Here is a 13,207-nt window from a genome sequence, read left to right as displayed (position 1 = left end):
TATGAGAAAAAAAACATCTTCAGCGATTAAATTAGTATTAATTACTTCCGTTTTGGCCTCATGTGGAACTGCTCAGTCTCCTCCGGAGGATAAAAATAAACAGCGTGTTTTTATGCGTGCTGATTCTACTGCTCCTTATACAGAAGTTACAAATGATTATAAGGATCAGCATCGTACGGGCGGAGGTATGGGGTCTTCTCTTTTGTGGTTTATGGCCTTTAGACATCTTGGGGGAGGAATGGGATATGCGAACAATAATCTAAATCCCAGTTCTGTTTCTGGTACTAATGCTAAAAAATCTGCTGCATATCAAGCAAAGCGAGGTGGTTTTGGCAATACTGCTGCTTCTTCCCACTCTTCTTCTGTCGGTTCATAATGAAAATTAAACATCTTACGATTGATCCAAATTGGAAATCTAGATTAACGGCTATTGGATATGGTTATCATTCGGATCATGATGAACCTTACTGGATAGATAATTATTACTACGAAATCACTAGTAATGAAGCAGACACTATTTATCAAGCAACAGCTGAGCTTTGGGATATGTGTCTAAAAGCAGTTGAACATGTGATTGCAAATAAGCTTTACGCTTTATTTCATATTCCCGATCATATGGTACCTCATATCGAACAGTCGTGGGAAAGTGAATCTCCTTCAATTTATGGTCGTTTTGATTTTGCTTATGATAGCAGTAAAAGAAAATTAAAGTTACTGGAGTTTAATGCGGATACACCGACTTCTTTATTTGAGTGTGGCATTGTCCAGTGGTATTGGAAAAACCATTATTTTTCAGAATCAGTCGATCAGTTTAATAGCGTACATGAGCAATTGATCACTTCTTGGAAAGATATTAAACCTTATCTCAAAGGTGATATTTTGTATTTCACTTGTGCAAAGGAGACATTGGAGGATCTGACCAATGTAGAATATTTAAGAGATACGGCCACACAAGCTGGCATCCAAACACAATTGATCTACATCGACGATATTGGTTGGAATGGAAATTCATTTATTGATTTAGAGGGTGACTCGATCCAATCTATATTTAAATTGTATCCTTGGGAATGGATGGTACATGAGGAGTTTGGGCACCATATCCTCAATGATATCAATAAAACTCAATGGATAGAGCCTTCATGGAAAATGATACTGTCTAACAAAGCTATTTTACCCATATTATGGGATTTGTTTCCGCATCATGATAACTTATTGCCAGCTTATTTTGAAGAGCAGAGAACACTTAGGAATTACATTAAAAAACCTATTCTATCCAGGGAGGGTGCTAATATCGCAATGTATTATGATAAGGAGCTCATTTATTCAACATCTGGTGAATATGGACATGAAGGGTATATTTATCAAGAGCTGGCTACACTTCATAAAGAAGAATCGGGTTTTTCTATCATAGGCAGCTGGATTATTGGACAGGAACCGTGTGGTATAAGTTTTAGAGAATCGACTATGCCCATCACCACGGATAAGAGTCGATTTGTTCCGCATATCATTAAGCATTGATCAAAAATTAATGGTCCTTTTTATCCCAAATAGACTATTTACTTTTTGGACATTCTAATTCCTGCTTTAAAGTCCGGAATATTTGTTCATATTCTTGGAACCGATGTTCTCTTATCGGCCGAATGTACGGTTCAGTTTTAAAGTATAGCAACATGCATGGTGCAATTTGTTTGTACTTCGGTACATACTCATATGTAATGAATTCTCCATTAGCAATACGCTGTTTTATTTTATTATGATAAGGGTACATCTATTTATATTAGCAATATATTAAAATTACTTTTTTTTATTAAAAACAGCTATTATTCTTTGTTGAAAATTATATAAAAACAAAACTAATTTAGGTTTGTTGTAGCTATAAATCAATAAGAAAGGAATAATATTATGAACCTTATTCACAAAATTGAGCATTGGGGTGATACGCATCATCCGCAATGGATAGATTACCTACGGATTGCTGTAGGATTCTTAATTTTAATCAAAGGAATGAGCTTTGTTGGTGATCTAGATCGGGTTAGTTCTTTGGTGCAGCAAGTTAACTATACATTTTATATTTGGGGAGGGGTGCATTATATTGTTTTTGCCCAGATTGTTGGTGGGATGTTTATTATTTTTGGCTTCCAGACCAGGTTAGCTTGTCTAGTTCTTTTGCCGATCTTGTTTGGTGCTGTATTTTTTGTAAACTTAACGCATGGATTTAGTTTTCTTAATGGAGAATTATGGTTGTCCATTGTTGTTCTACTTTTGCTTATTTTATTTCTTGTTATGGGTTCGGGTAAATATTCATTAGATAATTTAATGAATAGACCTGGTTATGAGAGAAAGATTTAATATTGATTATATCAATTCAAAAAAAAACCTCCTGCAATTCATGCAAGAGGTTTTTTTATTTTTTCCGTATAGAAAACTATTTTTTATTTTTTTCAATCCAAGTACGGGCATTTACAAATGCTTCTAACCAAGGTGTCACTTCATCTTGACGATCCTTCGGATAATTTGCCCAATTCCATTGGAATGTTGAGCGCTCAATATGTGGCATGGTTACCAAGTGACGACCAGTTTTGTCACAAAGCATAGCTGTATTATAATCAGAGTCATTAGGGTTTGCAGGGTACTGATCGTAAGCGTACTTAGCAACAATATTATATTGTGACTCTTCTTCAGGTAAATTGAATTTACCTTCACCATGTGAGATCCATACCCCTAATGTTGTACCAGCTAACGTTGATAACATGATCGAGTTGTTTTCTTGAACGGTAACGGATAAGAAATTAGATTCATGTTTCTGTGAAGTATTATGAAGTAATTTACCATGAACTCCGTGTTCTGGGTTGATTAATTCTAATTCCATAAACAATTGACAGCCGTTACAAATACCTACCGACATGGTGTCAGGACGTTTAAAGAAATTTTCTAATGCCGTTTTAGCTTTTTCATTGTACAAAAATGCACCAGCCCAACCTTTTGCAGAACCTAGAACATCAGAGTTCGAGAATCCCCCAACAGCACCAATAAATTGAATGTCTTCTAGTGTTTCACGTCCTGAAATTAAATCAGTCATGTGGACATCTTTTACATCAAATCCCGCTAAGAACATCGCATTTGCCATTTCGCGTTCAGAATTTGAACCCTTTTCACGAATGATAGCTGCTTTTGGTCTAGGTTTTGATTCGTCTATTGCAGGTTTCAACCCCGTGAAGTGATTTGGGAATACAAAATTCAATGGCTGATTTTTGTAATTATCATAACGAGCTTGAGCAGTTCCATTTTTAGATTGTTTTGAATCTAATAGGAAAGACGTTTTATACCAAGTATCACGAGTTTCTACAACATTGAAAGTAAACGTGTCAGCATTATTTTTGAAGGAAACTTCTGCACCTGAGATTGCTTCTCCAATCTTAACAGCATCAATACCAGCAGCGGCGAAAGCACTTTCAAATGTAGCGTCATCTTTTGCCTGTAAAACAACAGCAATGTTTTCATTGAATAGTGCTTTTACAGTATCTGCTTCACCTAAGCTTGATAAATCATAATTTGCAGCTAAGTTTACATCTGCAAATGTCAGTTCTAATAAAGTCGTAATTAAACCTCCTGAACCAATGTCATGACCAGCTTCAATTTGTCCAGCTTTTATTAAATCTTGAATCGTATTAAAAGCCGTTTTAAAATATGTTCCATCTTGAATGGTTGGAACTTCTTTACCGATCTTGTTTAAGATCTGAGCGAATGAAGAACCGCCTAATTTGAAACTATCTTTTGATAGATTGATATAGTATATAGAACCAGCATTTTTATTTAGCACAGGTTCTATAACCTTTGTAATATCCGTACAGTTACCAGCTGCAGAAACGATCAAAGTACCTGGAGCGATGACATTGTCACCGTTCGGGTATTTTTGTTTCATCGATAGTGAATCTTTTCCTGTAGGGATATTGATTCCTAATTCCAAAGCAAAATCTGAACATGCTTTGACAGCTTTATAAAGGCGAGCATCTTCACCCTCGTTGTTACAGGCCCACATCCAGTTTGCCGACAGTGATACACCTGCAAGACCATTTTTAATAGGAGCAAATACTAAGTTTGACAATGATTCGGCAATAGCCGTTCTACTTGCCGCTGCAGGGTCTATAATTGCTGCTACGGGAGAATGACCTACTGTAGTTGCTACACCTTCTTTACCTTTATAATCTAATGCCATTACTCCCACGTTATTCAATGGTAATTGTAATGGACCAACACATTGTTGTTTAGCAACACGTCCGCCAACACAACGGTCAACTTTATTGGTTAACCAATCTTTAGAGGCTACTGCTTCTAATTGCAGCACTTGTTTTAGGTAAGTTGGGATATTTTCAGTGCTGTAATTTACATCTGCGTAATTTCTAACGACAGTTGTATCCTTCATAATTGTTTTGGGAGATGACCCGAAGAAATCTTCTAAGGCATAATCCATTGGTTTTTCACCGGTTGTTTTTGATTCGAAAGTGAAACGGTGATCTCCTGTTACATCCCCAACAGTGTACATTGGAGAGCGTTCGCGATCGGCAACGCGTTTTAACGTGTCAATATCTTTTTCACCGATCACCAATCCCATTCTTTCCTGAGATTCGTTACCGATAATTTCTTTTGCTGATAGGGTAGGATCACCTACAGGTAGTGCATCTAAATCAATTAGGCCGCCTGTTTCTTCTACTAGTTCTGAAAGGCAGTTTAAGTGACCTCCTGCACCATGATCATGAATAGATACAATTGGATTGTGATCGGATTCCACCATTCCACGAACTGCATTTGCGGCACGTTTTTGCATTTCTGGATTTGAACGTTGAATTGCATTTAATTCAATACCGGAACCGAAAGCTCCTGTATCAGCAGAAGAAACTGCTGCTCCTCCCATACCGATACGGTAATTTTCACCACCCAGTATAACGATCTTATCACCAATTTTTGGAGTATGTTTTTTTGCCTGGTTTAATTTACCATAGCCTATACCACCCGCTTGCATGATTACTTTGTCAAATCCTAATTTTCGGGCATCTTCTTCATGTTCGAATGTTAAGACCGATCCTGTTATTAAAGGCTGTCCAAATTTATTACCAAAATCTGAAGCACCGTTGGAAGCTTTGATTAAAATGTCCATTGGAGTTTGGTATAACCATGGACGTTCTTCCATCGCTTGTTCCCAAGGACGGTTTTCTTCTAAGCGGGAGTAAGACGTCATATAAATCGCTGTTCCTGCTAAAGGTAATGATCCTTGTCCTCCAGCTAAACGGTCGCGAATTTCACCTCCTGAACCAGTTGCTGCTCCTGAGAAAGGTTCAACGGTAGTTGGGAAATTATGTGTTTCTGCTTTTACAGAAAGTACAGAGTCAAATTCTTTTTCTTCGTAAAAATCTGGCTTATCTGCAGATTGTGGTGCAAATTGGGTGATCCGTGGGCCTTTAACAAAAGCTACGTTATCTTTATATGCCGAAACGATTTCGTTGGGATTTGTTTCAGATGTTTTCTTAATCAATTTGAAAAGCGATGTCGGCTGTTCTTCGCCATCGATAATAAAAGTACCGTTGAATATTTTATGGCGACAGTGTTCTGAATTTGCTTGAGAGAAGGCAAATACTTCTGAGTCGGTTAACTTACGATCTAATTTTGTTGCTAAGTCCGAAAGATATTGAACTTCCTCAGGATTTAAAGAAAGACCTTCTTGTTTGTTATAAGCATCAATATCCTCAATTTCTAAAATAGATTCAGGAGCAATATTGATGGTATACATTTCTTGTGTCAATGACTCATATTTTTGAGAAATCATTGGGTCGAAATCGATAAAATCAGCTTGTGCCTTATGGAATTCTTCAATTCGAATAATCCCTTGAATACCCATGTTTTGGGTTATCTCTACAGCATTGGTACTCCATGGAGTAATCATAGCTGCACGAGGACCAACATAATAATCGTTTAAGGTTGCTTTTTCGATTTTGGTAGCGTTTCCAAATAGCCAGTTTAGTTTAGAGATATCATCGGTTGATAAATCTTGTAGGGTTTGCACACCGTAAACGATGTCGCTTGGGTTCACAAAGAAATGAATCATTATAACTGTAAGTTTTGAACGTTCTTCAAATTAAAATACAAATTTACGTTAATCCTTTGACTTATTAGGAATGAAAAGTGCTAAATAATCGTAAAAATATTTTTTACTCTTAAGCGGTTCATCTTTTGCTTGATCTCAACTTCTTTTTAATTTTTGAAGTACTTACGATTTTAAGTTTTATATGCTGTAAATGAGCTGCCCATACGTTCTCTTTTTTTATTACTTAAATATAGAAACTGAGCCAGTCTATAAAACTGAATTGGTTATTTACATACAAATTTTAATATTATAGGTAGTAATAAACTCTCAAGGGTAGAGGATAAAACGATAAATTTGCATGGATAAGACTGTAATTATATTGCGAATCAGAGCAAATTTATCTAAGTTTGTGCGTAAAATAAGATTCTAAAATGAATATTTCATATAAGTGGCTTAAAGATCATATCGATATTGATAAAAAACCAGAAGAGCTTTCTTTGATTCTAACTAACGTAGGATTAGAGGTTGAGGTTTTAGATGTGGTCCAAAGTATACCAGGAGGTTTAGAAGGGTTGGTCATAGGGGAAGTAAAATCATGCGAACAACATCCGAATGCAGATAAATTGAAAATTACAACGGTTGATGTTGGTCAGCCCGAGTTGTTAAATATTGTCTGTGGAGCTCCAAATGTAGCAGTCGGTCAGAAAGTTATTGTTGCGACAGTTGGTTCAACAGTTCATCCAACTAGCGGTGAGCCTTTTAAGATCAATAAATCAAAAATCCGTGGTGAAGTTTCTGAAGGAATGCTCTGCGGGGAGGATGAAGTTGGTTTAGGCAATTCGCATGCAGGTATTGTAGAACTTCCTTCAGATGCTGAGGTTGGTACACTTGTCAAAGATTTTTATCAGATCGAAGATGACTACCGATATGAAATTGGTTTGACTCCGAATCGTGCAGATGCAGCTTCACATTTAGGTGTCGCTCGTGATATTGCCGCATATTTTAGATCTGAAATGAAGCAAATTGATCTTTCTAAATTTAAAGAAGGGTCTGGTGTCAATACAGAAGTAATTGTAGAAAATCATTCCGGCAGTCCAAGATATTCAGGAATTAATATTTCAGGTGTTAAAGTAACTGAATCCCCTGATTGGTTAAAGGAGCGTTTAAACGTTATCGGTATTCGTCCCATTAATAACATCGTTGATGTTACTAATTTTATATTACATGACTTGGGTCAGCCACTTCATGCTTTTGATCAAGATAAGATTGCAGGTAATAAAATTACTGTTAGACAAGCGAAACAAGATGAGATTTTTGTCACTTTAGATGGTGTTGAGCGTAAGCTTTCTGCTGAAGATCTTGTTATTGCCGATGCTGAGAAGCCAATGTGCATCGCTGGTGTTTTTGGTGGTGCTAATTCAGGCGTTTCAGAATCGACTACAAATATATTTTTAGAGTCAGCATATTTTAATGCAGTTTCAGTACGTAAAACAGCAAAGCGTCATCATCTGAAAACAGATTCTTCTTTCCGATATGAAAGAGGAACTGATCCAAATATTACCGTTAATGCATTAAAAAAGGCGGCTATTCTGATTCAAGAGATCGCTGGTGGTGAGATCACTTCTAATATTACCGATATTTATCCTGCTGTAATAAATCCATTTGCTTTTAATGTCAATTATCATAATGTCCGTAAATTAATCGGTCAGGATATACCTAATGAGGAAATAAAATCAATTATTGTTGCCTTAGGTATCGGTATTGAAAAGGAATCGGCAGATAGTATTGATGTATTAGTTCCTGCTTATCGTGTTGATGTTACGCGTGAGGTGGATGTGATAGAAGAGGTTTTGCGTATCTACGGTTACAATAACGTCGCATTGAAACCACAGATAAAGTCATCTTTAAATACTTCAGAAAAACCTGATAAAGAGGTTGTTTTAAATCAACTGGCAGATTTGCTTATTGCAAATGGTTTTAGAGAAATTCTTTCGAATTCATTAACGAAGTTGGATTATGTAAATGATGAAGCGACCGCCGTTCGTTTGTGTAATCCATTAAGTTCTGATTTGGATACCATGAGACAAAATATGTTGTTTTCAGCTTTAACAGCAGTTTCTTATAATCAAAAGAGAAGAAATTCTGATTTGAAGGTTTTTGAAATTGGAAAAACATATTCGATCGATGGTGAGGGATATAAAGAGAAACAGCACTTGGCTATTGCTATTAGTGGAAAGTTGGAAGTTGAGCAATGGAACAATAGTAAGCAATCGGTAAATTTTTACAATCTGAAAGCGGTTGTCGATCTTATTTTGAAAAGATTGAAAATTGAAGGACTTCAGTTGGAAGATGCACCTACCGATCATTTCGCTTACGGATTAAGTTATATGAAGGGTACAAAACCTTTAGTAACTTTCGGAGCGGTATCTGATGTTGCTTTATCCAAAGCTGACGTCGATGGGCAAGTGTTTTTTGCTGATTTTGACTGGGATCAAATACTGAAGATCATCCGTAAAAATGTTATTAAGTTTAAAGAGGTATCTAAGTTTCCTGCTGTAAAACGTGATTTATCGTTGTTGATCGATGAAGCAGTTACGTTCAAACAATTGGAAACAATCGCGCATAAAACCGAACGTAAACTCTTAAAAGAGGTTAAAGTATTTGATGTTTATAAGGGAGACAAGATTCCTGCAGGCAAAAAATCATATGCTTTGAGTTTTATTATCGAGGATGAGGAAAAAACTTTAATGGACAAACAAATTGACGCAATAGTTCAAAAATTAATTCTTAACTTTGAGAAAGAAGTAAACGCAGAAGTGCGTGGTTAATTTGAATAATAACATTTAATTGTATAAATTTAGTATATGGCAGCATTATCTTCACAAATGAATATTATCGTTGAGAAAACGAAAAATTTGATTCAAATGTGCGAAGTCTTGCAAGAAGAAAATGATTTACTTAAATTAGAGGTTCAATCGCTTCAAGTCGCTTTCAATACGAGTAGCGATAAGAATAAGCAAATGGAGGAGCAAATGAAAGCAATGGCAGTTGCTCGTTCTCTTGATAGTTCTGAAGCCGATAAGGATGCAATTAATGAGAAAATACTTGACACAAAGCAAAAAATTAACGATTTTGTGCGAGAAATAGACAAATGTATTAGTTTGTTGAAGTAAGTGAAGAGTGTAGTACAAGGATAACTTACTAATACAACGTAAAGCTCAAATAACAATGGGAGAGATTTCCATCAAAATAAATATCGCTGATCGTGTGTATCCGCTACGTGTTGATACAGCAGAGGAGGAGATAATCCGCCATGCAGCGAAATTGATTAATGAAAAAGTAAAAGAGTTACAAGATAGCTATACTGTTCGTGATAAACAGGATTTATTGTCAATGTGCGTCCTTCAGTACGCAACAGGAATGTTGAAAGCTGAGCGACAAGTTCAAACACAAGATCAAGGTTTAGAGCAATCAGTTCATGAACTGGATCAGCTATTATCTAATTTCTTTACAAAATAATCGTTCTTTATAGCGCTTTACTAAACGAATTTGCCGCAGTTGAATTCGGGTTGTCACTATTTTAAACTTAACGCTTCAATATTACAGGCGAAAAAGATGTAGGTCATTTTGCGTAAGCCATCTGGACCATGATCATAGCCTAATCATATGATATAGAAGTTTAATAATATTAGATACCCGTTATTTAATTGCGGTTTTTTTTTGAAAATTATAAATAAATAAAATACATATAAACAATTAATATTACATGGACATCGCAATTTATATCATACTTTCTCTGATTGTTGGTATTGCAATTGGCCGTTATCTTTTAGCTCTTTTGTTTAGTAAACAAACAGCAGAAGCTCAAGAAAAGGTGAAAAGCATTATAAAAGAGGCAGATCAAGAAGCAGAACATCTGAAAAAGAAAAAGCTTTTAGAAGCAAAGGAGAAGTTTCTACAGCTAAAATCAGAGCATGAAAAAGAGGTCAGTCAGCGAAATAATACAATCAGTCAAAAGGAAAATACCTTACGCCAGAAGGAACAATCTGTCAATCAGAAGCTAGAGAATTTAAACCGCGAAAAACAAGAATTAGATGGAACCCGTAAACAGCTTGAAAAGCTTGTTGAAGTAAATGAAAGTAAGTCTGAGGAAGTTGAGCAGTTAAAGCTACAGCAGATTAAACAACTGGAAGGTATTGCTGGAGTTACAGCGGAAGAAGCTAAAAATCAACTGGTCGACTCTTTGCGTGAAGAGGCACGTTCACAAGCAATTAGCCAAATTAAAGATATCGTTGATGAAGCTAAATTGACAGCAACAAAAGAAGCTAAAAAAGTGGTCATCCAGACCATTCAACGTACGGCTACAGAATCTGCTATTGAGAACACGGTTTCTATTTTCAATATTGAGAATGATGAAATCAAGGGCCGTATTATTGGACGTGAGGGACGTAATATTCGTGCATTAGAAGCTGCTACTGGTGTTGAGATCATTGTTGATGATACCCCTGAAGCAATTATTTTATCGGGATTCGATCCTGTTCGTCGTGAAATCGCTCGTTTGGCTTTGCACCGTCTTGTGACAGATGGACGTATCCACCCTGCGCGTATTGAGGAGGTAGTTGCAAAGACACGTACACAGATAGAAGACGAAATTGTTGAAATAGGTGAACGTACAGCTATTGATCTTGGTATTCACGGTTTACACCCGGAATTGATCCGTATGGTCGGTCGTATGCGTTACCGTTCTTCTTATGGACAGAACTTGTTGCAGCACTCCCGTGAGGTTGCAAATTTTGCAGCTACAATGGCAGCAGAATTGGGGTTAAACGTTAAGCATGCAAAACGTGCTGGTCTTTTACATGATATTGGTAAAGTGCCTGATGATAATCCAGAATTGCCACATGCTATTTTGGGAATGCAACTGGCTGAAAAATATAAAGAACATCCTGATGTTTGTAATGCTATCGGTGCTCACCATGATGAAGTTGAAATGACAGCAATGATTTCACCAATTGTACAAGCTTGTGATGCTATTTCAGGAGCTCGTCCTGGGGCTCGCCGTGAAGTCGTGGAGAGTTATATCAAACGACTAAAGGAGTTAGAAGATCTAGCATTATCTTATCCAGGCGTTGAAAAAACTTTTGCTATACAAGCCGGTCGTGAATTACGTGTTATTGTTGAAAGTGAAAAGATATCTGATGCACAGGCTGAGATTCTTGCCGCTGATATTTCAAACCGAATTCAGACTGAGATGACTTATCCAGGTCAAATTAAAGTAACTGTTATTCGTGAAATCCGTTCTGTCGCCTACGCGAAATAAAACGAGATTTTAAAAATATAGCTTAAAACTAAGGCTGTCTCATTTATTTGAGACAGCCTTAGTTTTTTTAATGATTTGAGCTATATTTTGAGCTGTTAAGAGGATGTTTTTACTGTTATATATTCAAAGTAGCTCATTATTCTACGTAACATGGAAAGCAGGAGCATGTGATTGATCTTATCGCGGTATAGTTTGCGCACAAATCCTTCTGTTTATTTTATTTCACCATACTGCAAAGCAAAGTTGTTACATGGATTTTTCGTTTCGCTTGACTGAAAAATAAGCTCCCAAAGATGATTATGAAAAGATTCAAGTAAAAATAACACTTTCCGTAGGTGCAGTGAGTTTCTGCGAGGAGTACTTTGGGTTTTAACAGGGGGCTAAATAGTATTGCAACGTTACTTGTTTGCAAATCGTTTATTCTTAATAGTTAAATAGGGTTATCTTAAAAGCATGTTACGTAGCGATACTTAAAGGCCATCCAGAATTTTCAATATGCCGTGTCGCAATATGAACTACCCAGAGTATCGAAATGTATCGCCATAATGCACGATACTATGGCTATGGAGATAAACCAATCGGCCAAAGCGCGTTGCTTTATTGCCTTTGCGCATCATGATTGACTAAAGGCGCATAGACAGTCCGCCATATTGCGATATATGTAGGCGGGAGGGAGAAATCAATAAGCCATAGCGCATTGCTTTATTGCCTTTGCGCATCATGATTGACTAAAGGCGCATAGTCAGTCCGCCATATTGTGATATATGTAGGCGGGAGGGAGAAATCAATAAGCCATTGTGCTTTGCTTTACTGCGTTTGCGCAAAATGATTTCTACATTTATCGTGTCGAAAGGTCCAAGGTTCCATTGTCTTTTATGTATTGTAGTCACTCTAAACTTAAATAGAGAACATCCTGGTATAAAGCATATGTTAAGATATTTTTGCTTCTGAGCGTGAAAATATCATCCCTTGCTATCTAGTCTCTAATAAGAAAAGCTGTCTCTTAAGTAATTTTTGAATATTTGTACCGTAATGAAAATAAGTGTTTTAGATTTCTTTTTGATCCTATTTAGTGATTAAGATGTATTATTGGCATTATATTCGGTTTTCAACAGAGCAGTTTTATTTAGAGACTGGCTTTTTTTGTTTTTAATCGCTATTTCGCCTTACTTTCAACTTTTATTTTTAGTATTTTTGCAATTCATATTGCATAGCAACTATAACGCAGATCAGATGAAGAAAAAGCAACCGCCCGTTCAAGAAGTAAAAAGACCAGTTGATCAATATTTTGAGAATTTAAATGCAAATTTTCAGAATCCTACGAATCGAATTTTTCAAATTATTTTTTTACCGTTATTCTTTTTTGGTTTAATGGGACTGATTTGGATGATTCCATTTCCTCAATTTGATTTTTTGGTTAAATTGGGATGGCATACTTTTCTGAACTGGGGTTCATTTTTTATTGCCGTGCTTATCTATTATTATTTAAAGCTTTCTCCAACACTATCTTATGCTGTTTTACTATGTATAGGCATAATGAGTTATTTTATTGTGCAACTCGAATATATTGAGCGGGATGGTGGACCAAATGTATTACTTGTTTCTGGAGTGATTACAGCAGTTTCTTTAGCTGCATTATGGTGGGGTAAGTCTAAAGAGAATAAAGCTATTTCATTAGGTGAATTTTGGACATTAATTTCCGTAGGTCCTATTTGGCTTTGGCATTTTGTTTTTAGAAAGGTTAAGCTAAAATATTAAAACTTATATAGTTATTTGGAAGCCTTGTTCTTTACTAAGAACAAGGCTTT

At 36.2% G+C, this 13,207-nt stretch carries 9 protein-coding genes; 8 read left to right on the top strand and 1 reads right to left on the bottom strand.

Annotated elements, in window-relative coordinates; translation table 11 throughout:
• The first annotated feature begins 1 nt into the window (after window position 1).
• The 3 genes from JAZ75_RS01310 to JAZ75_RS01300 all read left to right on the top strand — a co-directional run bounded on the left by JAZ75_RS01310 (window position 2) and on the right by JAZ75_RS01300 (window position 2,349).
• Window positions 2-376, top strand: coding sequence for a hypothetical protein (locus tag JAZ75_RS01310; RefSeq protein ID WP_132770120.1), 375 nt, complete (start codon window positions 2-4; stop codon window positions 374-376).
• Entirely contained in the window at window positions 376-1,518 is a 1,143-nt protein-coding gene (locus tag JAZ75_RS01305; protein WP_232789326.1) for a glutathionylspermidine synthase family protein, read from the top strand. Before JAZ75_RS01310 ends, JAZ75_RS01305 begins: the two co-directional genes overlap by 1 nt.
• A 384-nt stretch (window positions 1,519-1,902) precedes the next feature.
• The gene (locus JAZ75_RS01300; RefSeq protein ID WP_132772605.1) at window positions 1,903-2,349 is read left to right on the top strand and encodes a DoxX family protein; all 447 of its coding nucleotides are present in this window, start codon (window positions 1,903-1,905) and stop codon (window positions 2,347-2,349) included.
• A 76-nt stretch (window positions 2,350-2,425) separates the two neighbouring features.
• On the opposite strand, the gene purL is transcribed toward JAZ75_RS01300, so the two are convergent.
• Window positions 2,426-6,100, bottom strand: coding sequence for a phosphoribosylformylglycinamidine synthase (gene purL / locus JAZ75_RS01295; protein WP_208699828.1), 3,675 nt, complete (start codon window positions 6,098-6,100; stop codon window positions 2,426-2,428).
• 410 nt (window positions 6,101-6,510) lie between these two features.
• Here purL and pheT point away from each other — a divergent pair, with 410 nt between their 5' ends.
• From pheT to JAZ75_RS01270, 5 genes are all read left to right on the top strand, one after another.
• Window positions 6,511-8,907, top strand: a complete 2,397-nt coding sequence (pheT, locus tag JAZ75_RS01290) for a phenylalanine--tRNA ligase subunit beta (RefSeq protein ID WP_208699826.1) — start codon at window positions 6,511-6,513, stop codon at window positions 8,905-8,907.
• Window positions 8,908-8,943: 36 nt separating this feature from the next.
• Entirely contained in the window at window positions 8,944-9,252 is a 309-nt protein-coding gene (locus JAZ75_RS01285; RefSeq protein ID WP_021191211.1) for a hypothetical protein, read from the top strand.
• Window positions 9,253-9,307: 55 nt separating this feature from the next.
• On the top strand, window positions 9,308-9,598 hold the full coding sequence (locus JAZ75_RS01280; protein ID WP_021191210.1) for a cell division protein ZapA: 291 nt from the start codon (window positions 9,308-9,310) through the stop codon (window positions 9,596-9,598).
• A gap of 247 nt (window positions 9,599-9,845) precedes the next feature.
• Window positions 9,846-11,399, top strand: coding sequence for a ribonuclease Y (rny, locus tag JAZ75_RS01275; RefSeq protein WP_132772610.1), 1,554 nt, complete (start codon window positions 9,846-9,848; stop codon window positions 11,397-11,399).
• 1,233 nt (window positions 11,400-12,632) lie between these two features.
• Window positions 12,633-13,157: a hypothetical protein gene (locus JAZ75_RS01270; protein ID WP_208699824.1), complete on the top strand. Its 525-nt coding sequence runs from the start codon at window positions 12,633-12,635 to the stop codon at window positions 13,155-13,157.
• Window positions 13,158-13,207: the final 50 nt, after the last annotated feature.

Source organism: Sphingobacterium sp. UDSM-2020 (genome assembly GCF_016132525.1).
GTDB lineage: Bacteria > Bacteroidota > Bacteroidia > Sphingobacteriales > Sphingobacteriaceae > Sphingobacterium > Sphingobacterium anhuiense.
Note: the sequence above shows the minus strand (reverse complement) of the source record. Positions and strands in the feature narration are given on the sequence as shown.

What these genes read in the sequence shown, in the direction of transcription:
- purL (WP_208699828.1), bottom strand. Translation starts at nt 6,100, where the DNA reads ATGATTCATTTCTTTGTGAACCCAAGCGACATCGTTTACGGTGTGCAA.
- JAZ75_RS01310 (WP_132770120.1), top strand. Translation starts at nt 2, where the DNA reads ATGAGAAAAAAAACATCTTCAGCGATTAAATTAGTATTAATTACTTCC.
- JAZ75_RS01285 (WP_021191211.1), top strand. Translation starts at nt 8,944, where the DNA reads ATGGCAGCATTATCTTCACAAATGAATATTATCGTTGAGAAAACGAAA.
- JAZ75_RS01305 (WP_232789326.1), top strand. Translation starts at nt 376, where the DNA reads ATGAAAATTAAACATCTTACGATTGATCCAAATTGGAAATCTAGATTA.
- JAZ75_RS01300 (WP_132772605.1), top strand. Translation starts at nt 1,903, where the DNA reads ATGAACCTTATTCACAAAATTGAGCATTGGGGTGATACGCATCATCCG.
- JAZ75_RS01270 (WP_208699824.1), top strand. Translation starts at nt 12,633, where the DNA reads ATGAAGAAAAAGCAACCGCCCGTTCAAGAAGTAAAAAGACCAGTTGAT.
- pheT (WP_208699826.1), top strand. Translation starts at nt 6,511, where the DNA reads ATGAATATTTCATATAAGTGGCTTAAAGATCATATCGATATTGATAAA.
- JAZ75_RS01280 (WP_021191210.1), top strand. Translation starts at nt 9,308, where the DNA reads ATGGGAGAGATTTCCATCAAAATAAATATCGCTGATCGTGTGTATCCG.
- rny (WP_132772610.1), top strand. Translation starts at nt 9,846, where the DNA reads ATGGACATCGCAATTTATATCATACTTTCTCTGATTGTTGGTATTGCA.